Origin of the sequence: Ancylobacter aquaticus (assembly GCF_004339465.1) — a bacterium.
Lineage (GTDB): Bacteria > Pseudomonadota > Alphaproteobacteria > Rhizobiales > Xanthobacteraceae > Ancylobacter > Ancylobacter aquaticus.
This window is the reverse complement of record NZ_SMFY01000003.1, coordinates 405,101-429,627: the sequence shown is the minus strand read 5'-3', so window position 1 is coordinate 429,627 and position 24,527 is coordinate 405,101. Positions and strand designations below refer to the sequence as shown.

Below are 24,527 nucleotides of genomic sequence, written 5' to 3'. Positions count from 1 at the left end.
GGCTATCGGCCGGCTGTTCTCGGGCGTAGGCGCCAGTCGTGGCGCATCAGTTGCCGGCGATGAAGCCCGCTTCCTGCATCAGGCCCTTGTGGGTCGTCTCGGCCTGGTCAAGCCACGCCTTGAACTCGTCGCCCGCCATGAAGGTCTGGTTGAACGCGCCATCCTTCATCAGCTGCTTCCACTCGGGGGTCTCGCGAACGCGCTTGAACAGATCGACGAAGTAGGCGACCTGCTCGTCGGTCACGCCCGGGGGCATGAAGACGCCGCGCAGCATCAGATATTCCACGTCGAGACCTTCCGACTTGCAGGTCGGAACCGAGGACCAGGACAGGTCGCCCTGGATCTTGTCGGTGTAGGGCAGGGTCTTCGAGTCGAACACGCAGAGCGGGCGAACCTTGTCGCCGCGCCACTGGGAGACGGCCTCGATCGGGTTGTTCACGCTCGAATTGATGTGCCCGCCGACCAGCTGCACCGCAACCTCGCCGCCGCCCTTGTAGGGGATGTAGGTCAGCTTCTTGCCGAGCGCCTTCTGGATGGCGACGGTGATGATCTGGTCTTCCTGCTTGGAGCCGGTACCACCCATCTTGAAGGTGTTGTCCGGCGCCGCCTTGATGGCGTCTTCGTATTCCTTGGCGGTCTTGTAGGGCGCCTCGGCGTTCACCCACAGCACGAACTCGTCGAGCGCCAGCATCGCGACCGGGGTCAGGTCCTTCCAGTTGAAGGGAATGCCGGTGGCGAGCGGGGTGGTGAACAGGTTGGAGAGCGAGATGACGATCTTGTGCGGATTGCCCTTGTTGCTCTTCACGTCGAGGAAGCCCTCGCCGCCGGCGCCGCCGGACTTGTTGATGACGACCAGCTGGGTCGACATCAGGTCATGCTTGGCGATGATGCCCTGGAGCGTACGGGCCATCTGGTCGGCGCCGCCGCCGGTGCCTGCGGGCACGATGAACTCGACCGGCTTGGTGGGCTCCCAGGCGGCTGCGGCGGGCAGCATGGACAGGGCCGTCATGCCAAGAGCGGTCACGGCACCGAGGCCGAGAGCATGCAGATGTTTCATTTGGCGTTTCCTTCCCAAAGGGTTTGGCGAACGGCCGACTCAGTGACTGGTCGGCTCTTTGTTTGGGTCTCACCTCGCGTCCGGGGACGGGGCGGGACCTCGATAACCGGCGATATTGTTGTGTCTCTCCGCCGGATATTCTGTGGAATAACTTGTACCAAGAATAAGCCGAAGCCAAGTGCTAATTCTAAAGTTCAATGTTGCGCCGCAAGGTCAATTGGCATTACGTATTTTGGTTATTATGTATTTGGCATACCGCTCTTGGTATACGTAATAATTCATAATGTGTGAGTGAATATGTTATTACTCAAACCATTGACCAGAAAGCCTTTTTTCACAGGCTTCCGCTGCGGCGCTGACGAACCTCCCGGGCATGCGCAGGGCCGCGGGGACCCCAGGTTGCGGCTCTCTTGCCCTCGTGCCCGCTGCCGCGCGAATACATGAGTGCCCGCACTTCGCCTGATTTCGCCCTGCGCTCGCCCACTTTGTCGCCATATTGTTGCGGTGCAACACAGATATGTGGAAGCGGACTGCGGATTCCCTGTGGTCCGGACCGGCGTTCCAGCCGGCACCGCACGGGAAATCGGGGCGATGGCGTCCCTCCCCGCCGCCCCGGGTCGCGGCGCGGAATCGTTTTTGCTAGGAGTCAGGTGAAGCGGCTCCCGCGCCTACCGTGGCGCGACTATGGACCGACCCACCTCCCGTCCCGGCTGCGGGACATCAAGGAGACACTGATCAGATGACCAGCCGCGTGATTCCGGTGGCTCCCTTCACCCTCACCGTCTTCGGGGCGACCGGCGACCTTGCCCGCCGCAAGCTGATCCCGGCGCTCTTTCATCGCGATCTCGATGGCCAGCTTCCCGACGATGCCACCATCATCGGTGTCTCGCGCCGCGCGCTGAGCGACGACCAGTTCCGCGCTTTCGCCCGCCAGGCGCTGAGCGACCACATCCCGGCGAGCGAGCTCGAAGGGCCGGAGGTGGATCGCTTCCTCGCCCGCCTGTCCTATGTCGCCGCCGATGCCGACGCCGATGGCGGCTGGCCGGAGCTGGCGCAGCGCGTCGAGGCGTTCCCGGACCATATCCCGGTCTATTATCTCGCCACGGCCCCGCATCTGTTCGGGCCGATCTGCGAGCGGCTGGGCAAATACGGGCTCTCCCGCAATGGCCGCGTCGTCATCGAGAAGCCGATCGGCAAGGATCTCAAATCCGCCGTGGCGCTCAATGAGCAGATCGGCCGCATCTTCCCGGAAGACCGCGTCTACCGCATCGACCATTATCTCGGGAAGGAGACGGTCCAGAACCTGATGGCGCTGCGCTTCGCCAACGCCCTTTTCGAGCCGCTGTGGAACAACGCCCATATCGACCATGTGCAGATCACCGTCGCCGAAGCCCTCGGCGTGGAGGAACGGGCCGGCTATTACGACACCGCGGGCGCGATGCGCGACATGGTGCAGAACCACATCCTGCAACTGCTCTGCCTCGTTGCCATGGAGCCGCCCGCCTCGCTCGACGCCGACGCGGTGCGCGATGAGAAGCTGAAGGTTCTGCGCGCCCTCAAGCCGATCGACGACCAGAACATGGCGGCCGTCACCGTGCGCGGCCAGTACCGCGCCGGCGCCTCGGCCGGCGGGGCGGTGTCGGGCTATCTCGACGAGCTCGGCTCCTCCACCAGCCACACCGAGACCTTCGTCGCGGTGAAGGCCGAGGTGGAGAACTGGCGCTGGGCCGGCGTGCCCTTCTACCTGCGCACCGGCAAGCGGCTCGCCTCGCGGGTCTCGGAAATCGTGGTCGGATTCAAGCCGGTGCCGCATTCGGTGTTCGACGCCAATGTCGGGCCGATCGAATCGAACCGTCTGGTCATCCGCCTCCAGCCCGACGAGGGCGTGAAGCTGTGGCTGATGATCAAGGATCCCGGTCCCGGCGGCATCCGCCTCACCCATGTGCCGCTCGACATGAGCTTCGCCAAGGCGTTCAAGGTCCGCAACCCGGACGCCTATGAACGCCTCATCCTCGACGTGGTGCGCGGCAACCAGACCCTGTTCATGCGCCGCGACGAGGTCGAGGCGGCGTGGAAATGGGTGGACCCGATCCTGCAGGCGTGGCGTGGCGCCAAGGAACCACCGCGACCGTACACCGCCGGCACCTGGGGCCCCTCGGCCGCCATCGCCCTTATCGAGCGCGACGGCCGCACGTGGCTGGAAGACGGCGCCTGACCGGCGCCTGTGGCTTGAAGACGGCGCCCCGCCGGGACGTGTGGGCGCTCAACGGGACGTGCGGCGGCCGGGCTCCAGTCGTCGCATAACTGCCCTATACTGGGGATGGCGCGGCCTCGCGCCGCCATCGGTAAAGGAGCCGGCTTCGGGCCGGCGCGAGAGGGAGACTGCGCGAGCATGCCGGAACTGCACGAATTGAAGGACAGCGCCGAGGTGGCGCGCGCGGTGGCCGATTTCGTCGGCGCGGCGCTGAGCGCGCGCGTGGCCCGCAGCGGCTATGCCAGCCTCGCGGTTTCCGGCGGGCGTACCCCTACCCGCTTCTTCGAGGAACTTTCCACCCGCGACCTGCCCTGGGAGAAGATCGCCGTCACCCTGGTCGACGAGCGCTGGGTGCGCGAGACCTCCGATCGTTCCAACGCGCGGCTGGTCCGCCAGCATCTAATGCAGAACAACGCGGCGGCGGCTAAATTCATCCCGCTCGCCAATGACGCGCCGACGCCGGAAGACGGCCTGTTCGCGGTCAACGAGGCGCTGGAGGAAATGTCCTGGCCGCTCGCCTGCGCCATTCTCGGCATGGGCGATGACGGCCATACCGCCTCATTCTTCCCCAATGGCGACCATCTGGAAGAGGCGATAGACCCCGACGCGGCGCTCGGCCTCATTCCGATGCGCGCCCCCGATGCCGGCGAGCCGCGCATCACCCTCACCTTGCCCGTGCTGCTGGGCGCCGACGCGCTCGCCTTGCACATCGAGGGCGAGGCCAAGAAGCCGGTGCTGGAGAAGGCACTGGGCGAGGGACCGGCGACCGAAATGCCCATCCGCGCCGTCCTGCGGGCCCGGCCCAGGCTCGACATCTTCTGGTGCCCCTGACGCCGGCACCACCCCTCCGGCTGCCCGCCCGGGCCGCCGGCCATCACCGAGCGGCCGGAATCGCCGGCCGCTGACGCTTCTGAGGAGAGCCGCATGGCCAATGCCATTCCGTCCAGCGTGAATGCCCGCGTCGGCGAGGTTACGGAGCGCATTGCGGTGCGCTCGCGCGACGCCCGCGGGCGCTATCTGGAACGGATCGCCCTGGCGGCCGAGCGCGGGCCGAGCCGGGCGAAGCTCGGCTGCGCCAACCAGGCGCACGGCTTCGCCGCCTGCGGCCCCTCGGACAAGGCCATGCTGCGCGAGGGCCCGGGCGCCAATCTCGGCATCGTCACCGCCTATAACGACATGCTCTCCGCCCACCAGCCTTATGAGACCTATCCCGAGTTGATCCGAACTGCGGCGCGCCGCGCCGGCGGCACCGCGCAGGTGGCCGGCGGCGTGCCCGCCATGTGCGACGGCGTCACCCAGGGCGAGGCCGGCATGGAACTGTCGCTGTTCTCGCGCGACGTGATCGCGCTCTCGACCGCCGTCGCCCTCTCGCACCAGACCTTCGACGCCGCCGTGTTTCTGGGCATCTGCGACAAGATCGTGCCCGGCCTCATCATCGGCGCGCTGTCCTTCGGCCATCTGCCGACGGTGTTCATCCCGGCCGGGCCGATGACCTCGGGCCTGCCGAACGACGAGAAGGCGAAGATCCGCCAGCTCTTCGCCGAGGGCAAGGTTGGGCGCGAGGCGCTTATGGAGGCCGAGAGCCAGTCCTATCACGGGCCGGGCACCTGCACCTTCTACGGCACCGCCAACACCAACCAGATGATGATGGAGATCATGGGCCTGCACCTGCCCGGCGCCTCCTTCGTCAATCCCAACACGCCGCTGCGCGACGCGCTGACCACGGCGGCGGCGGAGCGCGCCATGGCAATGACCGCGCTCGGCAACGACTATGTGCCGGTCGGCCGCATGCTGGACGAGAAGGCGTTCGTGAACGGCATTGTCGGCCTGCATGCCACCGGAGGCTCCACCAACCACACGCTGCACATCGTCGCCATGGCGGCGGCGGCAGGCATCCGGCTCACCTGGGACGATTTTTCCGACCTTGCCGACGTCACTCCCCTGCTTTGCCGCGTCTACCCCAATGGCAAGGCCGATGTGAACCATTTCCATGCCGCCGGCGGCATGGGCTATGTCATCCGCGAGCTCATCTCCGATGGCAAGCTGCACCGCGACGTGGAAACCGTGTGGGGCGGCGGGCTCGACGCCTATACGCAGGAGCCGATGCTGCTTGCGGACGGCACGCTCGGCTGGCGCGAAGGCACCGCGGCGAGTGGCGACGAGGCGGTGCTGCGCGGTGCCGGGGCGCCGTTCCAGTCGACCGGCGGGCTCAAGCTTCTCGCCGGCGAACTGGGCAGGGCCGTTATCAAGACCTCCGCCATCGCGCCGGAGCGCCATATCATCGAGGCGCCCGCCCGCGTGTTCCACAGCCAGGAGGAACTTCAGGCGGCGTTCAAGGCGGGGTCGCTCACAGGCGATTTCATCGCCGTGGTGCGCTTCCAGGGCCCGAAGGCCAACGGCATGCCGGAACTGCACAAGCTGATGCCGCCGCTCGGCGTGCTTCAGGACCGTGGCCACAAGGTCGCGCTCGTCACCGACGGGCGACTGTCGGGCGCGTCCGGCAAAGTGCCGGCGGCCATCCACGTCACCCCGGAGGCCGCCGATGGCGGGGCCATCGCGCTGATCCGCAATGGCGACATGATCCGGCTCGACGCCGTCGATGGCACGCTGAGGGTCTTGGTCGAACCGGAAGTCTGGGCCGAGCGGGCGCCCGCCCCGGCCAATCTCGCCCCCTCGCATGTCGGCGTCGGGCGCGAGTTGTTCGCCGCCTTCCGCGCCGCCGTCGGCACGGCCGACACCGGGGCCAGCATCTTCGCGGTGTGAGCGTCCCCGGTCGGGATCAACGTCGTTCCGCCGGGCGCGTCGTCATGCCGAGGTGCCCGCCGTCGGCCGGGCCTCGAAGGATGGTCATCGAGGCCCGCAGCCCGGCCTCAGTAGAGCGGGCCGATCTTGCCGAGCGGCAGCACGCCGAGCATCACCCGCCCGTCGCGGAAGGCGAAGGGGAACGAGCTCGCCTTCTGCCCGTCCACCGTGGTCGGCATCCCCGCCATCATCATCGCCGGGGCGAGATTGGCGAGGAAATCCGGCATCAGCCCGGCCTCGGCCATCGCCGCGAACAGCGGCTGGGCCTTCACCACCGCGAGGTCGAGCCGCCCGTCCGGGCGGTGCTGGGCGTCGAGGCCAAGATCGCCCGAGGCGCTGAGCGCGCCCCCGCCCCCGGTGACGCGCGCCAGTTCCAGGTTGATCCGCCCGCCCGCCTGCTGCCACAGCGCCAGGCGCTGGGCCGCCGGCATGGTGCGGAAAGGCGGCACCTGCGTGAGCGTCGCCTGCAGCTCGCCGTCGATGGACTTTGCCGCGAGGGCCGCCGCCTGGGCCATCGCGACGCCGGAGGTGCGCGCCTGTGGGGTACTCAGCGCCATGCCACTGGCGCCGGTAAAGCCGAGAGCGATGTCCAGCGTGCCCATCGCCTCGCCGGGATGGTGGCGCACATGCAGTTCCACATGGCGGGCGGAGAACACCGTCGTGCCGCCCTCGGCCAGCGTGTAGTCATTGGCGGCGACGGAGGCGCGCTCGGCCCGCCCCTCGCTGCCCACGCCGCTCACCTGCAGCAGCGACCAGTTCGCGGTGATCTCACGGCCGGTCGAGGTCTCGGTCAGCACGGAGGGCCCCTCGAACTCGGCGATGATGTGGCGCGGATTCCACACCTGTGCCACCGCATGGGCACGGGTCATGCGAGCCGTCCACTCGGCGGGGCCGGCGAAGGTCACGCTGGGCGCGGTGCAGATCAGCTCGAAGCGGAAGGGAAAGCCGCCGAGTTCGCGGTTGGCGCAGTTCCAGGCCCGCCCATCCGCCGCCTCGCGCACGATCCAGGCGTCGATTTCCGCCGACGCCCGCTCGGCGCTCCAGTTCCAGGCGAACGACCAGCCGATGCCGACCACGACGATGAGCGCGAAAGGCAGCGCGATCAGCCACCGGCGGCGCCGGGATGCGGCAGGATCGGGATGGACGTCGGACACGCTCATGCAGCAACTCCGGGGGTCAGGGGCGGCGCACGCTCTGCCGTCGATGCGGCAGGCTTAAGGCGGGGCGCTGGGCTGGGGTGGGCAAGGTGGGCAACAGCAGCCATTTGTTTAGGCCAGCCGCGCCCCTTGCGCCATGCCGCCCGGTCGCGCAAGCAAAGCCTGTTGCCGCCCTTGCCCGATTCCGCCCTCTTGCAGGTGCCCGCCATGCCCGCCGCCGGCCTTCTCGCCCATCCTCCCGCCCCCGGCGAACCGCTCTGGGTCTTCGGCTATGGCTCGCTGATGTGGAATCCGGGCTTTGCCTATGAGGAGCGGCTGCCGGGCAAGCTCATCGGCGCGCATCGTTCCTTCTGCGTGAAATCGGTCCACTGGCGGGGAACGCCGGAAAAGCCCGGCCTGGTGCTCGGCCTCGATCGCGGCGGCGCCTGCGTCGGCATTGCCTTCCGCGTGGCGGCGGACGCGGCGGAAGCGACGCTCGCCTATCTGCGCGAGCGCGAGCAGGTGACGAACATCTATCGCGAGGCGGTGCGGCGTGTGTGGCTGAAGGATGGGAGCGCACGAACGGTGCCGGCCGTGGTGTTTCTGGTCGATCGCGGCCACGCCCAATATGCCGGGCAGATCACCGCCGAGGAGCGGCTGCATCTGATCCGGCAAGGTCAAGGCATAGGCGGGCCGAATGCCGATTATGTCACCGCCACCGCCCGGCACCTGGCCGAACTCGGCATCCGCGACCGGGAACTGCGCTGGCTGGTCGAACGGCTCTGAGTATTTGCGCGGAGCCTTCGCCCGAGGCCGTCGCGCGGAGCACGTGCACGCCCCTGCCGCTCACATCGGTGCGAGCGTGCCGCTTTCGGCGTCGGGCAGGATGCGCAGGTGAATTTCCTGCGCCCCGGTGGCCATGGCGGCACTTCGCGCCTTGGCCCCGGCGGGGCCGGTCCACACCGGGATGCGGCGCGTACCTTCCATCCGCACCGCGATGGCGATGGCGGCGGGATAGTCGGGTGCCTCTTCGGCGGCATAGACGGAGTACATCTGACGACGTCCATCCATGCCGCGCCAAAGTCGGAAGCGCCGCGCCAGCAAACCGCTGGCGCTGAGCGGACCGGCATCCTGCAGCGAATCAAAGCGTAGCGTGTCGCGTGTCATCATGGGAACAAATCTAGAACATCTGGTTGCGGCGTCAACTCTGCCTGTGGAGGAATCCGCGAAGATGCTGAAGGTTCCCTTGACAACGCCTGTCAGGGTGGCGGCAACCGGCCTGCCTCACGCAATTGCGATGTCACCGCCGGCCAGGCGCGCACCCCGAGAGAGGCGGCAAGGAACTTCACATACTCGACCGCCAGCAGCCGCAGGCTGGCCAGCGGCGCCTGGGGGCTGGCGTCCGGCCGCCGCGGCACCACCGGATACGGTACGAGCGTGATCCCCGCCGTGGTGCGGCGCAGTTCCACCAGCGCGCGCGGCATGTGCCAGGCCGACGTCACCACCAGGAGCGAACGAAAATGGTTCGCCCGCGCCCACTCCCCCGTCTCGATCGCGTTGCCCTGGGTGTTCAGGGCCGAGCGGCCAAGTTCGACGCAGCATTCCAGCGCCTCCCGCGTCGCCGGCACCGTCCGCACGATTTCGTCCAGCGTGGTGTCGGGGTGGACGCCGGTGATGAGCAGGCGCTTTCCCCGCCCCTCAAGCAGGAGGTTGGTGGCGTCGATGATGCGCTCCGACCCGCCGGTCAGGACGACGATGCCGTCGGCGCGTCGCCCGGCCTGCGCCTCGCGCCCCTCGATCCCGGCGACAAAAATCGCGAAGCCCACGAGCAAGGCAAGGAAGGCCGCCAGCGGCACGGCGGCCAGCATCCAGAAAAGGCGGACCAGACGCCGGCGGGCCGGCCGGTTCGGCGCATGGGCGGGATCGGTGGGGGAGAGGGTAGCCACGGCGTTGCCTAGCTGATGCCGCGCAAGGTGCGGTAGACGGTGAGGCGCGAGGTGAGCGTCGTCACCAGCGCCACCAGCACCGCGACACCCACAATGCCGCCGTAGCCGCGCGCGTCGATGGTGATCGCCCCCACCAGCGTGTCGATCTGCTGGTCGAAGCTCAGCCAGGACGGCAGGGTCGAGCCGAGGAAGAACAGCGCAATGGCCGCGCCGCCGCCGATGGCCGCGCCCTTGAGCCCGACGGTAAGGAAATGGCGCTGGAATTCCGACACGATGAAGACATCCCGAGCGCCGACGAAATGCAGCACCTCCACCACGAAGCGGGCGGCGTCCACCGCCGCGCGCGTGGCCACCGTCACGCAAAGCACGGTGGCGGCGGCAACCAGCGCCAGCACGGCGAGCCCGATCGCCATCGCCGTCCGCGTCGTGGTGGCCAGCCGCTCCGCCCACACACGGTGATCGTCGAGTGTGGCGGAGGGCACTTGCCGGGCGAGTTCGGCACGCAGGGCCGGCATCGTCTGGGCATCGGCCGTACCGGCGAGCGTCACCGTGATCAGCCTCGGCACCGGCAGGTTCGCGAGGTCGAGCCCGGTGCCGAGCCACGGCTCCAGCAGCTTCGACGTGGCGGCAGGGTCTAGCGCCTGCGCGTCCGCCACACCGGGCGTGGCCTTCGCCAGTTCCACCGCCCTGGCGAGTGCGGCCTCGATATCGAGGCCGTCACCCGGCTTGATCTCGATCGTCGCCTCGCGCGCGATGTCGGCGGACCATTCGGCCGCGACATTGCTGACCGCCGAGACCGCGCCGATGGTGATGCCGGCCAGAAATGTCATGATCGCGATCACCGCGATCAGCGCCCGCGCCGTCACCGTCGCGCCGGGCACGATCGGCCGCTGCACCGCCGATCGGATCGGCGGGGTGGGGCCGGAGCGCGACGGACCCGGGCCGGGCTTGGCCGCCTGTTCTGCGCTGGCGGCGGCCGGCGCGCGCAAACGCCCGGCCATCGCCGCCAGCCGTCCCGAGGCGCTCGTTCGATGTTCAGTCATAGACGGTCAGGCGTCCCTGATTGATGACGAGACGGCGCGCGTCGAACTGGTCCATCAGCCCGATGTCATGGGTGGCGATCAGAACCGAGGTGCCGCTTTTATGCAGTTCCAGGAACAGGCGCAGCAAGCGTCGCGCCAGGCTGGGATCGACATTGCCGGTCGGCTCGTCCGCCAGCAGGATTTCCGGCCGGCTGATCAGCGCCCGCGCGATGGCGGCGCGCTGCTTCTCGCCGCCCGACAGCACAGGGGGAAGCACATGCATGCGCTCGCCCAGCCCCACCCATTGCAGAAGCTCGGTCACCTCGGCGCGATAGGTCGCCTCCTCCCGCCCCTGCACGCGCAGCGGCAGGGCGACATTCTCATAGGTGCTCAAATGGTCTAGCAGGCGGAAATCCTGGAACACGATGCCGATGCGCTGGCGCAGCGCCGCTGTCTCGTCGGGGGCGAGCTTGGCGGCATCGCGGCCGAACACCGTGACAAGGCCGCGCGTCGGCCGCAGCGACAGGAAAAGCAGCCGCAGCAACGTGGTCTTGCCCGCACCGGAGGGGCCGGTGAGGAACTGGAAGGAGTGCGGAGGAATGCCAAAGGTGACATCCCGCAGCACCTCCGGGCCCATGCCGTAGCGCAGGCCGACATTTTCGAAGCGAACCAAGACTCAATCCTTCGGCGGAGACTGCCCCCCGCTGATTCTGACGGCGCGACCTCTAACATAGCGTGTGCGCGCCGTCGCAAAAGACGGGAGCCCCCGCTGGTAGCAGGAAACCCCGCTGGACGCGCGGTGACGGCCCGTTCATCCTGCTCGGCGAAGCACAGGGTGCACCAACAGCGTGCGCCACCTGCCGCGCGAGAGGAAGTCGATGACCGAAGAAAATGCCGCCCCGACACCCGCCGACGTCGGCCCCACCTATCGCGACGCCCGAATCGAGGTGCTGTTCGACGCCGAGACCATCGCCGCCCGCAACCGCGAACTGGTCGACGAGATTGTCGCTGCCGCGCCGGAGAAGCTGGTGGTCCTCGCGGTGCTGAAGGGAAGCTTCGTCTTTGCCGCCGATCTCATCCGCGCCATGCACAATGCGGGACTCGCGCCGGAGGTGGAATTCATCACCCTGTCGAGCTATCGAGACGCGCGCGTCTCCTCCGGCCAGGTGACGGTGCTGCGCGACATCGAGACTGATGTGCGCGGGCGCGACGTGCTGCTGATCGACGACATCCTCGAATCGGGCCGGACGCTGGCCTTTGCCAAGGACCTGCTGGCGGCGCGCGGCGCGCGGCGGGTCATGGTCGCCGTACTGCTGGAAAAGCCGCACAAGCGCGCGGTGCAGATAACGGCGGATTTCATCGGCTTTCCCTGCCCGGATTATTTCGTCGTCGGCTATGGCATGGACGTCTCGCATGCGTTCCGCCAGTTGCCCTTCATCGGCTATATCCCCGAGGCGGAGAAGTAGGCGCCAGCGGTCACCCACCGCCTCGCACTGTCGCTTGGTCAGCGTGAAACGGCAGGCCCGGATCAGCAGGCCCCCCGGGAAGCGTCGGGCAATGCCGCCGGTTCAGAAGTCGCGCAGCAGCCGCTCCAGATAGTCGAGCTCAAGGCGCGGACGGTCGGGCTCGCCGAAGCGGCGGCGCAGTTCCTCCAGCACCCGGCGGGCGCGCTGCATGTCGATTTCTTCCGGCACCTTCACCGTGTTGTCGTCGCCATAGTCGCGCGAGCGCATCGGCCGGCCGAGCGGGTCGGTGCGCTCGGCGCTCTGCCCGGAAGGGCCGCCCGGCCCCTCGCCGCCGGGGCCACCCTGCTGTTGCTGCATGGCCTCGGCCATCTGCTGGGCGCCCCGGCGCAGCGCCTGCAGCGCCTCGCTCTGGGCATCCACCGCGCCGGTGCCGTCACCTTCGCCAAGCGCCTGCTCGGCCTCGCGCATCGCCTGCTCGGCCTGGGCGAAACCGCCTTCGCCAGGCATGCCCTGCCCTTGGCCCTGGCCGCGCCCCTGGCCCTGGCCTTGGCCCTGCTGACCCTCGCCCTGCTGACCCTCGCCCTGCTGGCCCTGGCCTTGTTGCCCCTGACCTTGCTGCCCCTGACCTTGCTGCCCCTGACCTTGCTGCCCCTGACCTTGCTGGCCCTCGCCGTTCTCGCCTTGCTGACCCCGCTCGCGCATGGCCTGCTGCATCTTCTCGCGCAGCTGGCGCAGCTGCTCGCGCAGTTGCTCCTGATTTTGCTTCAGCTCGTTGAACGCTTGGTCCTGCTCCCCCTCCCGCCCTTCCTTGAAGGTGCGGTCGCGCAGCTGCTGCTGGCGGCGGATCATGTCGCCGAGCTGGTCCATGGACTGGGACATCTGGCTCTGGCCCTGCTGCTGGCGCTGCTGCTGACGCCCGGCCTGCAGGCCGTTCAGCATGTTCTGCAGCTCGCTCAGCATCTGTCGCGCGGCATCGCGGGCGCCGTTTTTCGCCATGTCCTCGATGCGGTCGAGCATCTTCTGCAGGTCCTGCGGGCGGACCGTGCGGGCGTTCGGGTCCATCGGCTGGTTGGAGTCGGCACGGTTCTGGTTGCGCTGCGCCTCCTGCGCCAGCGCCTTCATGAACTCGTTCATGGCGTCGCGCAGTTCCTGCGCCAGCTTCTGGATTTCCTCGTCGGACGCGTTGTTTTCAAGCGCGTTCTGCAGCGCCTGCTGGGCGTCGCGCAGCCGCTTCTCGACATCGGAGAGGTCTCCATCCTCGATGCGGACCGCGACCTCCCAGAGATAGTCGACGACGCCGCGCAGATCGTCGTCGCTGCGGGCATTGGCCAGCCGGAAAGACGCCGTGCGCAGGCCCATATAGTGCAAGGGATCGGGCGTGAACACTTCCGGCGCGATGGCCAGCGCGTCAAGCCCGGCCTGCACCCGTTCGCGCATGTCGGCATCAAGCGCCAATGTCCGCCGCTCCTCGATCAATGCCCGCGCCAGCGGGTTGGAGAAGCTTCTCTGCGGCAGCGTGAGGCTACGCGGGGCGGACTGGCCGACATTGCCGGCCTGGTCACGGGCCACCAGCGTCAGGTCGACCCTTGTGCCCGCCCACGGATTCTCGGTGAAGTCCTTCGTCGTCTGCCCGCTCGCCACCTTGGAGCGGCCGCCGACCAGCGGCAGCGGGAAGTTCGGCGCCTCCACCAGCGTGCGGGGCTCGGCACGTTTGGGCGCGTTCTTCAGCGCGTGCAGCGGCGGGGGCAGCGGCAGGGCGACAAAGCGCGCCTCGGCGCCGGCAATTCCGTAATCGTCCTCGGCCTTGTAGCTCAGCGCCAGCGCGTTATTGCCCGAGGCCTGCGGCTCCTTGGTCAATTCGATGGTCGGCGGGTTGTCCGGCTGCGCGCGGAAATGCCAGGAGACAAAACGCCCGTCCGGCCCCTCGATGCGGGCCGCGCCGTCTGTGGCGATGACAAAGCGCCGCTCGTCGCCGGTGGCGGGCGGAGCCGCAGCCGTGGGTACGCGCGACCCCTCCGGCGTCTCTTCCTCTTTCGCCGGCGCCGTGGCAATGCCGCCCTGCGTCACCAGCTTCGCGTCCTCAAGCCCGATGATACGCACCACCAGCTCGCTGCCGGCCGGCACGGTCATCGCGCTCGCCTCATAAGCCGAGTCGGCGGCAGGGTCAGGCGCTCCGGCGGCCGCCTGCGCCAGTTCCTGCGAGCGCAGCCCCGGCAGCATGATCGGCGCGCGGCCGGTATAGCCGGGCGGCGTTACCCAGGCATCGACGCGGTAGGGCTTCGGCGGCACCAGCTCGGCCCAATCGAAAGCGGCGGCGATGCGCCGCATATGGTCGCCCGGCACCATGAAGAAGGTGGCGATCACCCCGAGCAGCACCAGCGCCCGCAGCGCCTGCCCATCCTTGGCGGCGACGCGCGGCGCCGGCAGGCCGACGCGGAAGCTGCCGATCTGCGCCGACATCCGCGCCAGATGCGCCCGCCAGAGCGCGGCGCCAACGGGATCGTCAGGCTTCGAGGCGAGATGGTCGGAGAGGGCGGTGGCCGGCCGGTGCGGCAGGTGGCTTTCGCGGTCGAGCCGCGACAGCGCCTCGCCGGCCGAGGGCGGCCGGATGCGCAGCGCCGGCACCAGCGCCAGCGCGAACAGGGCGGCGAACAGGACAAGCCCGATGACGCGGCCATAGGGCGGCAATGACAGCCAGAGGCCGAGCCAGGAGGCGATGAGGAACAGGCCGAGCGCAGCCCCGAGCGCGACCACGGCAGGCCACACGCGCTCCCACAGGAGCACGCCCCAGGCCCGCTGCAAAGCGGCGCCCATGCGGTGCTCTGCGGAATTGCGCTGCTCGGCAGAGCGGCCCTCGCTCCGGCGTTCGCCGGCCCGCAACTTCTCCGCGCGCGCGCCAGCCGCCGCCGGGCGGCCCTCGCCTTCCGTTCCATCCGGTGTTGCCGTCACGCGGCCGACCTCCGAGGTTCTCAGGTCCACACCAGCCCCAGCGTCACCTTAACATGGCGAATCCGCCGCGCCAGTCCTGCACCTGGAACAGGCACGCTCACTTCATCATCACATCGTGAGATGCCGCGTGAGGCAAATGCGGCGGCGCGACGCCGGGAGACTCAGGCCAGCCAGCCCGGCATCCGGTCGAGCGCAATGAGGTCGTCAACCTCCACGCGCGGCCGCACCACGGCGAATTCCCAGCCTCTGACCAGCACTTCCGGGATCAGCGCGCGTGTATTGTAGGTAGAGGCCTGCACCGCGCCATAGGCGCCCGCCGTCATCACGGCGATGAGATCGCCGGCCTTCAGTCCCGGCAGTCGCCGCCCGAGTGCCAGGAAATCGCCGGATTCGCACACCGGCCCGACCACATCCGCGACCATCTGCCCCTCACCGGGCACCGCCTCGCGCACGGGCAAGATTTCGTGATGAGCGTCGTAGAGCGTCGGGCGGATGAGATCGTTCATCGCCGCGTCGACAATGACGAAGTGCTTGCCCTCGCCTTCCTTCACGTAAAGCACGCGGGAAACGAGGATGCCGGCATTCGCCACCAGCATGCGCCCGACCTCGAAGACGAGGCCGAGGCCGAGATTGTGCGTGTGCCGCTTCACCAGCGCGGCATAGGCGGAGGGCAGCGGTGGCTCCGCCTCGCCGGCGACATAGGGCACGCCCAGCCCGCCGCCGAGATCGAGATGGGTCAGCGGATGCCCGTCCGCCATCAGGTCGCGAGCGAGTTCCACCAGCAGCGCGGTGGCATTGTCGAACGGGCCGAGATCCGTGATCTGGCTGCCGATATGCATGTCGACGCCGGTGATGCGCAGCCCCGGCAGCGCCGCCGCGTGACGGTAAACCTCGCGCGCGCGCGAGACCGGAATGCCGAACTTGTTGTCCGACTTGCCGGTGGAAATCTTGTGGTGGGTCTTGGCGTCGACATCCGGGTTGACGCGGATCGAGATCGGCGCGGCCACCCCGTGGCTCACCGCCACTTCGGAGAGGGTCAGCAGTTCCGGCTCGCTCTCGACATTGAAGCACATGATGCCGGCATCGAGCGCCCCCGCCATTTCCTCGCGCGTCTTGCCGACGCCGGAGAACACGATCTTGCGCGGCTCGATGCCTGCCTGCAGCGCCCGCTTCAGTTCGCCGCCGGAGACGATGTCGGCCCCCGCGCCGAGCTTGGCGAAGGTGCGGATCACCGCCTGGTTGGAATTGGCCTTCACCGCGTAGCACAGCGTGGTCCGCATGTCGGCGAAGGCGTCGGTGAACACCCGGTGGTGACGCTCCAGCGTCGCCGTCGAATAGGCATAGAAGGGCGTGCCGACCGCGCGGGCGATGTCGGCGAGGCTCACATCCTCGGCGTGGAGGATGCCGTCACGATAGGCGAAATGATGCATGGCGCTTCGGTGGTCAGAGCAGGCCGTCGAGGATGAAAGGCTGGTCCGGCTTCACCGGGCCGGTATCCTTTGGCACCTTGCCGTCCGGGCCGGGCTGCGCCTGCGGCGAGTTCGGCGGCGGCTCCAGCGGGCCTTTCACGCCGCAACCGCCCAGCGCCAGCGCGCCACCGAGCGCGAGCGAAAGGGTAAGGACGCGGCACAGGCGGGAGAGAGCACGGGACAAGGAGGCTTCCTCGGCTGGGTCAGGTGACGTTCTGGCGCAACCTATAACGGCGCCTGCGGAAAGGCGAGCCCGCAGCACGCTGCGGCTACGCCTCGAAGGTGGCGATCACGGGCACATGGTCGGAGGGCCGCTCCCAGCCGCGCGCCTCGCGCAGCACGGTGAGCGCGCGGGCGGCAGGGGCCAGCGCGGGGGTCGCCCACACATGGTCCAGCCGCCGGCCGCGATTGGACGCCGCCCAGTCGGCGGCACGGTAGCTCCACCAGGTGTAGAGCTTCTCCTGCGGCGGAATGAAAGTGCGCATCACGTCAACCCAATTGCCCGCAGCCTGTAGCTTCGCCAGCCTGTCGACCTCGACCGGCGTATGGCTGACCACGTCGAGCAACTGCTTGTGGCTCCACACATCGGCCTCCAGCGGCGCGATGTTGAGGTCGCCCACCAGCACCGAGCGCGCGGCGGGGTCCTGCGGGTGCAGGTGTTCCCAGGCGGTGGCCTCGTCGAGGAAGGCCAGCTTGTGGCGGAATTTCTCGTTCACCTCAGGGTCGGGGATATCGCCGCCGGCCGGGATGTAGAAATTGTGGATGGTCAGGGGCGCGGACAGCCCCGCCTCGCGCCCGAGCACCACCGAGATGTGACGCGCATCGCCCATGTCGCAGAAGCCCTGCCGGCTCACCGCCTCGAAGGGTCGCTTCGAGAGGATGGCGACGCCGTGATAGCCCTTCTGGCCATGGATGGCGGCATGGGGATAGCCGAGCTTGGCCGCCTCTTTCAGCGGGAAGCGGTCATCCGGCGTCTTGGTCTCCTGCAGGCAGATGACGTCCGGCTGGTGTTCCTCGGCGAGCTTGCCGACGAGCCCGATGCGCAGCCGCACCGAATTGATGTTCCAGGTGGCAATGGAGAGCGGCAAAGCGGAGGGACCTTCGCGGGCGGGAATCGGCCGCGACACTAGAGCATTTTCGCGTGAAGGGGAGCCCGCGCCGCCGTCTTCGCCGCCTCAGGCGCTCGTTCTCCGACAGACCCTCGCCGGAACTGCCCCGGCCGCCGCCCGCTCCGGGTGCCGGGTCAAACCCGGGCATGAGGGAGGGGAGCGCGGCTTATCCGCGATACGGCCGGCCCCCCCCCTCAATTCCGGTTGATGACGAACAGCATCGGGTCCGGCCGCTGGGCGGTGTCGAGGTTGGAGACGGCGACCGTGGTGTCGTAGCCCTGCGGGTCGGTGACGGTCCACTGCTTGAGCTGCATGGTCTTGGCGTCGAACATGATCATCAGTCGATAGGTACCGACCATGGGCTGCTTTTCCTCGATCACAACCGTGGCGAAGATGTCGTCCTGGTAGACGCCGGTCACGTTGGTGTTGCGGGCGAGGTTGAAGTTCTCCGACAGCAGGAAGCGCAGCGGCGTGGCCGAGAGCGGGGAAATGTCCTGCGTCTTCAGCTTCTTGTCGCGTACCGCAACCGAGCGCCCGTCGGCCACCAGCTCGATCCGGCTCGGCGCTTCATATTCAAACAGCACCCGGCCCGGCTTGAGAATGTAGAACTGCCCCTGCTGGCGGGTGCCGTCGGGATCGACCTGCACGAAATCGCCGATCATCGTCTTGAAGCTGTTGAAGTAATCGTTGATTCGCTGGACCGTCTCATTCGCCGCGCGCTGGTTCGCCACGGCGGCGACCTGGATATTGGGATCGGCGGTCGCCGCAGTCGCCGGGTCTGCCTGCGCGGTACGCATCAGCGCCGCCGGCTTTTTCGGCGGCACCGGCACGAAGGACGGCGGCGACATTTGCGCCAGCGCGACGCCAGCAGGCAGGAGTATTGCGGGCAGAAGCAGCAGGGCGGCGGCGCAGATACGGAGCATAGGGCGCATGGGGCAAATCTCGCTGGGGCACGTCTCGGATGGCGCGCGGCGCGAAGGCGGCCGGGGTGCGCAGGGATGTGTCAACAACGCGGGTAGCGCGCCGCTGTGGCGATCCTGTGGCCCCGACGCAACGTCAGCAGCGTCCGGGTGGAAGCGGGCGGGGTGCGAGGCCCTCATCGGCTCAGTAGCCCTCCGCCCCGCCGGACTCGGCGAGAATCTCGCGCTTGCCGGCATGGTTGGCCGGGCCGACCAGCCCCTCGCGCTCCATCCGCTCTACCAGCGAGGCGGCGCGGTTGTAGCCGATCTGCAGCCGGCGCTGGATGTAGGAGGTAGAGCATTTCTTGTCGCGCAGCACCACGGCCACTGCCTGCGAGTAGAGGTCACCGCCTTCCTCGCCGCCCATGCCGCTCTTGTCGAAAACCGCGCCGTCGTCTCCCTCGCTGTCGAGATCGACCGTCACCTCGTCGAGATAATCGGGGGCGCCCTGCGCCTTCAGATGCTCGACCACCCGCTCCACCTCCTGGTCCGACACGAACGGGCCATGGACGCGCGAGATTCTGCCGCCGCCGGCCATGTAGAGCATGTCGCCCTGGCCCAGCAGCTGCTCCGCGCCCATCTCGCCGAGAATGGTGCGGCTGTCGATCTTGGACGTCACCTGGAAGGAAATCCGGGTCGGGAAGTTCGCCTTGATGGTGCCGGTGATGACATCGACGCTCGGGCGCTGGGTGGCCATGATGAGGTGGATGCCAGCGGCGCGGGCCATCTGCGCGAGGCGCTGGATGGCGCCCTCGATATCCTTGCCGGCAACCATCATCAAATCGGCCATCTCGTCGACCACCACGACGATATAGGGGATCGGCGAGAGGTCCATTTCCTCGCGCTCATAGATCGCCTCGCCCGTTTCCTTGTCGAAGCCGGTCTGCACGGTCCGCACGATCTGCTCGCCCTTGACCTGCGCCTCGGCGATGCGGGCATTGAAGCCGTCAATGCTGCGCACCCCGACCTTCGACATCTTGCGGTAGCGTTCCTCCATCTCGCGCACTGCCCATTTCAGCGCGACGACCGCCTTCTTCGGGTCGGTGACGACGGGGGTCAGCAGATGCGGGATGCCGTCATAGGTGGAAAGCTCCAGCATCTTCGGGTCGATCATGATGAGCCGGCACTGTTCTGGCCGCATCCGGTAGAGCAGGCTGAGGATCATCGTGTTGATGGCGACCGATTTGCCCGAGCCGGTCGTGCCGGCGACCAGCAGATGCGGCATGCGGGCGAGGTCGACGATGACAGGCTCGCCGCCGATGGTCTTGCCGAGCGCGATGGCGAGCTTGTGCGCCGCCTCGCCGAAGTCGCGCGCGGCCAGAATTTCGCGCAGCAGCACCTTGTCGCGCTTGGGGTTGGGCAGTTCGATGCCGATGGCGTTCTTGCCCGGGATCACCGCCACGCGGGCGGAAATCGCGCTCATCGAGCGGGCGATGTCGTCGGCGAGGCCGATGACGCGGCTGGACTTGATGCCGGGGGCCGGCTCCAGTTCATAGAGCGTCACCACAGGTCCGGGGCGCGCATTGACGATGGCGCCGCGCACGCCGAAATCGTCGAGCACGCCTTCGAGGTCGCGGGCATTCTCGTCCAGCGTCTCGCGCGACAGGGCCGGGCCGCCGCGCGGCGGCGGGGGCGCCAGGAGATCGAGCCCCGGCAAGGCATAGCGCCGACGTTGCTCCTCCAGCGCGGCGCGTCCGCCGCGGATCGAGCGCAGCGGCGGCGGGCGCTTGGCCGCGCGCGGTGCCGGCGGGGGTGACGGCGCGGCGAAATCCTCGTCCAGAGGGTCGGGCAGATCGTCGTCGGCACTCTCGAACCCGGCGACATCCTCTTCGTCGTCAAAGGCTTCGCGCTGGCCGAAGCTCGGCTCGTGCCGGCCACCGCGCAGGGACGCGAGGTCGTCATCCTCCGCTCCATTCAGGCCGACGCGCGCGCGCAGCCTGTCCGACAGCCCGCCCGAGGGGCGTGGCCGGCGGGCGCGGCGGCTTCCGCCGGGGGCGATGCGCGCCTTCAGCGACAGCGCAGCATGGGTCATCATGCCGAGCAGGAACGCCAACCAGCCCGGCTCGTCATCCTCGAAGCCGGCGGGTTCGCGGCGCGTCTCGTCCGGGTTTTCCTCCGCACCGGCGCGCAGCCCGAACCCGACCGCCAGCGGCAGGGTGAGTGCGGCACTGACGAGGCAGACGACGCCGACCACCGCGTAATCGGCACTGGTCAGCCAGCCGGCGCGCAGCGCGCCTGGCACTGCCAGCAGGAACTCACCCAGCACGCCGCCGAGCCCGCTCGGCAGGGGCCAGCCGCCGAAACGCGGCAGGCACGCGGCGAAGCCGGCGGCGAACACGATGCCGGCCACCAGCGCGATCAGCCGCGCCCGCAGCCGCCCGGGGTGGCGATGGGTCAGGATGAGCCAGCCCCAGATGCCCACGGGCAGCACCGCCGCCAGCGCGGCGACGCCGAAAAGCTGCATCATCACATCGGCGAACACCGCACCGGGCACGCTCAGGAGATTGGACGGTGCCGCCGCGCTGGAGCGGCTGAAGCTGGGATCGTCGGCCGACCAGGTGGCCAGCGCCAGCAGCATCAGCGTGCACAGGCACAGCAGGGCGAGGCCGACGAACTCCGCCGTCCGCCGGCCAAGCGCGCCCCGCACCTCCTCCGGCAGAAACCCGCCCGGCGCGCTCTTGCCCGCCCGGTGCGCCCGCCCGCCCGGACCGGCAGCGCCGCCCCCCTTGCCGGCGGGATCGACCCGCAGCCTTGGCCGGGCGGCACGGGAAGGGGCGGCCTCCAGCCGAGGCGTCCGCATTGATGTCTGCGTCCCCATATCGCGCCCCGTGTCCTTGCCCCGCCTCGCCAAACGCCCCGCCCCGCTCAGGACAGGCCGGCCAGAAGGCGCGGCAGCGCCTCCCGCGTCGTCGCCAGATCCTGCACCAGCGCAATGCGCAGATAGTCCGCGCCGGGATTGCGCCCGAGCGCATCGGAGCGGCAGAGATAGCCGCCCGGCACGGTACGCAGCCCCTCGCGCTGCCAGAGCCGGCGCGCGGCTTCCTCGCCGGCGCTCAGCCCGCCGCTGCGCAGCCCGGCCACGTTCAGCCAGAGGAAGAAGCCGCCATCGGGCCGCTGGTAATCGAAATGCCCACCGAACACCTGGTCGGCGATGTCGACCTTCGCTTTGTAAAGGTCGCGGCTCTCGTCCACATGCACCTCGTCGGCCAGCGCCGCGATACCGACCCATTGCAGCGGCTCGGGCACCTGTGGCGCCGCGACATTGCGGAAATCGGCGAAGGCCTCGATGAAACGCGCGTCACCGGCGCAGAAGCCGCAGCGCAGGCCCGGCAGGCTTGAGCGCTTGGACAGCGAGTTGAAGGCCACGACGCCCGCGAAATCCGGCCCCGCCACTTCCAGCACCCCGGTCGGCGGCGCGTCGCCGAGCCAGATCTCGGAATAGCACTCGTCGGCAAACACCATCACCTCATGCGCCTGGCACAGCGCCACCAGCCGCTGCAGATAGGCGCGCGGGGCGATGGTGCCCTGCGGGTTGGCGGGCGAGGCGAAATAGAGCGCGACCGAGCGGTCGAGCAGTTCGGGGGTCAGCGCGTCGAGGTCGGCCAGCCAGCCGCCATCGGCCGGCAAGGGCAGGTCGACGCTCTCGCAGCCGGCGGCCTCCGCTCCCGCGCCATAGGCGGCATAGAACGGGTTGGGCAGCAGCACCGCCGGGGCGCTGTCGCCGAGGCGGGCGCGCTTTTGCGGCGAGAGCAGCCGGCGCGCCATCAGCGCGGCGAAGAATAGCCCTTCGCGCGAGCCGTTCAGCACCAGCACCTCACTCTCCGGGTCGGGGGCGCGCACCAGCGTGTAGCGGCGGGCAAACCAGTCGCTGGCGGCACGGCGGAATTCCGGCAGCCCCTTGCCCGCGGGGTAGCGGCCGAAGCCGTCGAGATGGGCGGCCAGCACGGCGCCGACAAAGCCCGGCATGGCATGGCGCGGCTCCCCGACCGCCAGGCTCAGCGCCGGCTTTCCCGGCGCGAGATCGGCGAGCAGTTCGGTCAGCCGCACGAAGGGCGAACGCGCCGCCGGCCCCGGATCGGGGGCGGCGCTCGCCGGGGTCGCGACGACGGCGGGAGAGAGGGCGTCAGGCACGGGGAACGTCTCGCCTCGGCCACGGAATGCGGCCTCTTGCGGCACAATAGCCCCGCTGCGGTAAAGGCGTTCTTAACCATGCGCGCGTGATGGCGCCTTTGAATGGAACGTTGCGCGCGCAAACGAAAGGCCGGCTCAGAGCCGCGCCCGCTCGTCCTGCCGGGCGAGACGGGCCAGCAGATAATCGACTTCCGCGCGCGCCGCCACCGAGAGCGCGGGCGCCGGCTTGCGCTGGGCGTCCGAGGCGATGAAGCCGCGCCTCATCAGCACATATTTGCGCACCGCCAGCCCCACGCCCTGCTGTTGCTCGTAGCGCAGCAGCGGCAGATGGGCATCGAACAGATCGTGCGCCTCCTCGCGCCGCCCCTCCCGTTGCAGCCGCACGACATCGCCGAGCATTTCCGGGAAGGCGTAGCCGGTCATCGCGCCGTCGGCCCCGCGTTCCATCTCGAAATCGAGGAACAGGCCGCCATTGCCAGTGAGGATGGAGATCGGCCGCATCGTCCCTTCCTCCTGGAAACCCCGCAGCGCCGAAATCTTCTCCAGCCCCGGCCAGTCCTCGTGCTTCAGCATCACGCAGGACGGATTCTCCTCGACGATCTGGCGGATCACCTTCGGCGTCATCTGCACGGAAAGAGTGAGCGGATAATCCTGGATCACGAAGGGAATGTCGCTGCCGATGGCCTCCACCGCCTGGCGGTAATAGCCGGTGATCTGGTCGTCGGTGCGCAGCGCCGGCGGCGGCGCGATCATCACGCCGGCCGCGCCGCGCTCCGTCACGGTGCGGGCCAGCGCGCGCATGGCGGCAAAGCCGGGTGCGGAAACGCCGACGATGACCGGCAGCGCGCCAAAGCCCTTGATGAAACGCGCGGTGAGGGCAAGCGCCTCCTCCGGCTCAAGTTTGGGCGCCTCGCCCATGATGCCCAGAACGGTCACGCCCGTTGCACCGGCGGCGAGATAGCGCCCGATCAGCGTCTCGACCGAACCATGATCAATGGCGCCGTCCGGCGTGAAGGGCGTCGGGGCGATGGGGAAAAGGCCGGAGGCAGTGGCGTCGAGCGGCATGGTCGGGATTCCGGTTCAGAGGCGGGTCGTGCGCGCAGGCGTCCGGCAGCGGTCGCCGCTCTTCACCCGTGCACCGGGCCGCACGATGCCTGAGACGCTGCCGGGAAAGAACCGTCTTGTTCTATGATCATACCCTAGAAATTATAGGCTCCGGCCTCAGTTCATGCGGCACAGCGTGTCGGGGACCACCCCATCAGGCCTTGGAAACGGCCTGTTGCGGGGTGCCCTCCACCGCCTCCAGCAGCAGATGGACCAGGCGGCCGGCCGGCGAGCCGCGCGGCCACAGCATCCCGATCTCGCGCGCCCGCGCCGGCGGCGGCAGGTCCAGCCGCACAAACGTGCCGGTATCGGGCCAGGGCCGCGACCAGTCCGGCACCAGCGCGATGCCGAGCCCGTTTCCGACCATGACCGCGATCGCCTCCAGCGAATCGAGCTCCAGCCAGTCGCGCGGCGTGATGCCGAAATCCTGCAGGTACTGGTCGGCCAGCCGCCCGCCCCAGTTGTTGCGGTCGTAGCGCAGGAAAGGGCGGGTGGCGAGCAGGATCGCGATGTCGTCCTGCGCCCAGGCGGTGGGGCAGAGCAGGACGAGCCGTTCGGAGCGCAGCAGCCGCCAGTCGAACGATTTCAGGATCGGGAAGGGCGGCTGGACGATGAGGGCGGCGTCGATCATGCCGTCCACCAGCTGCTGATACAGGGCCGACGAGGTACCAGGCAGGATAAACACCTCGACATCCGGCACACTGGCCCGCAGCCGCTGCAACGCGGCGGGCAGCAGGCCCATCAGGGCGGTGGAGATGGCGCCGAGCCGCAATTCGCCGGACGGCATGTCCTTGGCCGCCAGTATCGTGAGATGGCGGACATCGGTGAGGATGCGGCGGGCCTGGTCGAGTATGGCGTGGCCGGCATCGGTCGGCCGCATCTGGCGGCCCGAGCGGATCAGCAGCGGCACGCCGATTTCTTCCTCCATCGCCTGCATGCGCTGCGCGACGGCGGCCGGGGTGATGGCGAGGCGGCGCGAGGCTTCGGCAAGCGATCCATGCTCGACGACCAGTAGAAAAGTTTCGAGGTACCGCGTTTCCATAGATAGATTTTCTAGGGTCTGAAGCAAGCGCACACAAGCTTTGTTCTCTTGCCACGCGGTGCTCAACTGCCTTCCAACAGG

At 68.7% G+C, this 24,527-nt stretch carries 20 protein-coding genes; 5 read left to right on the top strand and 15 right to left on the bottom strand.

Features of this window, described 5'->3' with window-relative positions; translation table 11 throughout:
• Nucleotides 1-46 precede the first annotated feature (46 nt).
• Nucleotides 47-1,057, bottom strand: coding sequence for a Bug family tripartite tricarboxylate transporter substrate binding protein (locus EV667_RS17960; RefSeq protein ID WP_131836704.1), 1,011 nt, complete (start codon nucleotides 1,055-1,057; stop codon nucleotides 47-49).
• A 739-nt stretch (nucleotides 1,058-1,796) separates the two neighbouring features.
• Here EV667_RS17960 and zwf point away from each other — a divergent pair.
• The 3 genes from zwf to edd all read left to right on the top strand — a co-directional run bounded on the left by zwf (nucleotide 1,797) and on the right by edd (nucleotide 6,074).
• Nucleotides 1,797-3,272, top strand: coding sequence for a glucose-6-phosphate dehydrogenase (gene zwf / locus EV667_RS17955; protein ID WP_131836703.1), 1,476 nt, complete (start codon nucleotides 1,797-1,799; stop codon nucleotides 3,270-3,272).
• Nucleotides 3,273-3,449: 177 nt separating this feature from the next.
• Nucleotides 3,450-4,142, top strand: a complete 693-nt coding sequence (gene pgl / locus EV667_RS17950; protein WP_131836702.1) for a 6-phosphogluconolactonase — start codon at nucleotides 3,450-3,452, stop codon at nucleotides 4,140-4,142.
• A gap of 93 nt (nucleotides 4,143-4,235) precedes the next feature.
• Nucleotides 4,236-6,074, top strand: coding sequence for a phosphogluconate dehydratase (gene edd, locus EV667_RS17945; protein ID WP_131836701.1), 1,839 nt, complete (start codon nucleotides 4,236-4,238; stop codon nucleotides 6,072-6,074).
• Between the two features lie 107 nt (nucleotides 6,075-6,181).
• Here the strand turns inward: edd and EV667_RS17940 are convergent, their stop codons facing one another.
• Complete coding sequence (locus EV667_RS17940) at nucleotides 6,182-7,273, bottom strand: DUF2125 domain-containing protein (protein WP_131836700.1); 1,092 nt, start codon at nucleotides 7,271-7,273, stop codon at nucleotides 6,182-6,184.
• A gap of 204 nt (nucleotides 7,274-7,477) precedes the next feature.
• Between EV667_RS17940 and EV667_RS17935 the strand changes: the two genes are divergently transcribed.
• Nucleotides 7,478-8,035, top strand: a complete 558-nt coding sequence (locus EV667_RS17935; protein WP_131836699.1) for a gamma-glutamylcyclotransferase — start codon at nucleotides 7,478-7,480, stop codon at nucleotides 8,033-8,035.
• Nucleotides 8,036-8,095: 60 nt separating this feature from the next.
• Here the strand turns inward: EV667_RS17935 and EV667_RS17930 are convergent, their stop codons facing one another.
• The 4 genes from EV667_RS17930 to ftsE all read right to left on the bottom strand — a co-directional run bounded on the left by EV667_RS17930 (nucleotide 8,096) and on the right by ftsE (nucleotide 10,890).
• Entirely contained in the window at nucleotides 8,096-8,419 is a 324-nt protein-coding gene (locus EV667_RS17930) for a hypothetical protein (protein ID WP_131836698.1), read from the bottom strand.
• A gap of 89 nt (nucleotides 8,420-8,508) precedes the next feature.
• Nucleotides 8,509-9,195: a YdcF family protein gene (locus EV667_RS17925; protein ID WP_131836697.1), complete on the bottom strand. Its 687-nt coding sequence runs from the start codon at nucleotides 9,193-9,195 to the stop codon at nucleotides 8,509-8,511.
• Nucleotides 9,196-9,203: 8 nt separating this feature from the next.
• On the bottom strand, nucleotides 9,204-10,238 hold the full coding sequence (locus EV667_RS17920; protein WP_245516239.1) for a cell division protein FtsX: 1,035 nt from the start codon (nucleotides 10,236-10,238) through the stop codon (nucleotides 9,204-9,206).
• Nucleotides 10,231-10,890, bottom strand: a complete 660-nt coding sequence (ftsE, locus tag EV667_RS17915) for a cell division ATP-binding protein FtsE (protein ID WP_091442379.1) — start codon at nucleotides 10,888-10,890, stop codon at nucleotides 10,231-10,233. Before ftsE ends, EV667_RS17920 begins: the two co-directional genes overlap by 8 nt.
• Before the next feature lie 205 nt (nucleotides 10,891-11,095).
• On the opposite strand from ftsE, the gene hpt reads away from it, so the two are divergent.
• A complete protein-coding gene (gene hpt, locus EV667_RS17910) occupies nucleotides 11,096-11,683 on the top strand; it encodes a hypoxanthine phosphoribosyltransferase (protein ID WP_131836696.1) in 588 nt (195 codons plus the stop codon).
• Nucleotides 11,684-11,785: 102 nt separating this feature from the next.
• On the opposite strand, the gene EV667_RS17905 is transcribed toward hpt, so the two are convergent.
• The 9 genes from EV667_RS17905 to EV667_RS17865 form a co-directional block, all read right to left on the bottom strand.
• Nucleotides 11,786-14,632 carry a TIGR02302 family protein gene (locus EV667_RS17905; protein ID WP_131836695.1) on the bottom strand — a complete coding sequence of 949 codons (2,847 nt, stop codon included), beginning with the start codon at nucleotides 14,630-14,632 and terminating at the stop codon, nucleotides 11,786-11,788.
• 161 nt (nucleotides 14,633-14,793) lie between these two features.
• A complete protein-coding gene (gene lysA, locus EV667_RS17900) occupies nucleotides 14,794-16,062 on the bottom strand; it encodes a diaminopimelate decarboxylase (RefSeq protein WP_131836694.1) in 1,269 nt (422 codons plus the stop codon).
• A 13-nt stretch (nucleotides 16,063-16,075) separates the two neighbouring features.
• Nucleotides 16,076-16,285, bottom strand: a complete 210-nt coding sequence (lptM, locus tag EV667_RS17895) for an LPS translocon maturation chaperone LptM (protein WP_131836693.1) — start codon at nucleotides 16,283-16,285, stop codon at nucleotides 16,076-16,078.
• An 85-nt stretch (nucleotides 16,286-16,370) separates the two neighbouring features.
• Entirely contained in the window at nucleotides 16,371-17,189 is an 819-nt protein-coding gene (locus tag EV667_RS17890; protein WP_131836844.1) for an exodeoxyribonuclease III, read from the bottom strand.
• A gap of 215 nt (nucleotides 17,190-17,404) precedes the next feature.
• Nucleotides 17,405-18,142 (bottom strand): outer-membrane lipoprotein carrier protein LolA, encoded by a 738-nt coding sequence (locus EV667_RS17885; RefSeq protein ID WP_131836692.1) that lies wholly within the window; start codon nucleotides 18,140-18,142, stop codon nucleotides 17,405-17,407.
• Nucleotides 18,143-18,314: 172 nt separating this feature from the next.
• Nucleotides 18,315-20,969: a DNA translocase FtsK gene (locus EV667_RS17880; protein WP_245516237.1), complete on the bottom strand. Its 2,655-nt coding sequence runs from the start codon at nucleotides 20,967-20,969 to the stop codon at nucleotides 18,315-18,317.
• A gap of 65 nt (nucleotides 20,970-21,034) precedes the next feature.
• A complete protein-coding gene (locus EV667_RS17875; protein ID WP_245516236.1) occupies nucleotides 21,035-22,300 on the bottom strand; it encodes an aminotransferase class I/II-fold pyridoxal phosphate-dependent enzyme in 1,266 nt (421 codons plus the stop codon).
• Between the two features lie 135 nt (nucleotides 22,301-22,435).
• A complete protein-coding gene (locus tag EV667_RS17870; protein ID WP_131836690.1) occupies nucleotides 22,436-23,365 on the bottom strand; it encodes a dihydrodipicolinate synthase family protein in 930 nt (309 codons plus the stop codon).
• A 193-nt stretch (nucleotides 23,366-23,558) separates the two neighbouring features.
• Nucleotides 23,559-24,446 carry a LysR family transcriptional regulator gene (locus EV667_RS17865; protein WP_131836689.1) on the bottom strand — a complete coding sequence of 296 codons (888 nt, stop codon included), beginning with the start codon at nucleotides 24,444-24,446 and terminating at the stop codon, nucleotides 23,559-23,561.
• Nucleotides 24,447-24,527 lie beyond the last annotated feature (81 nt).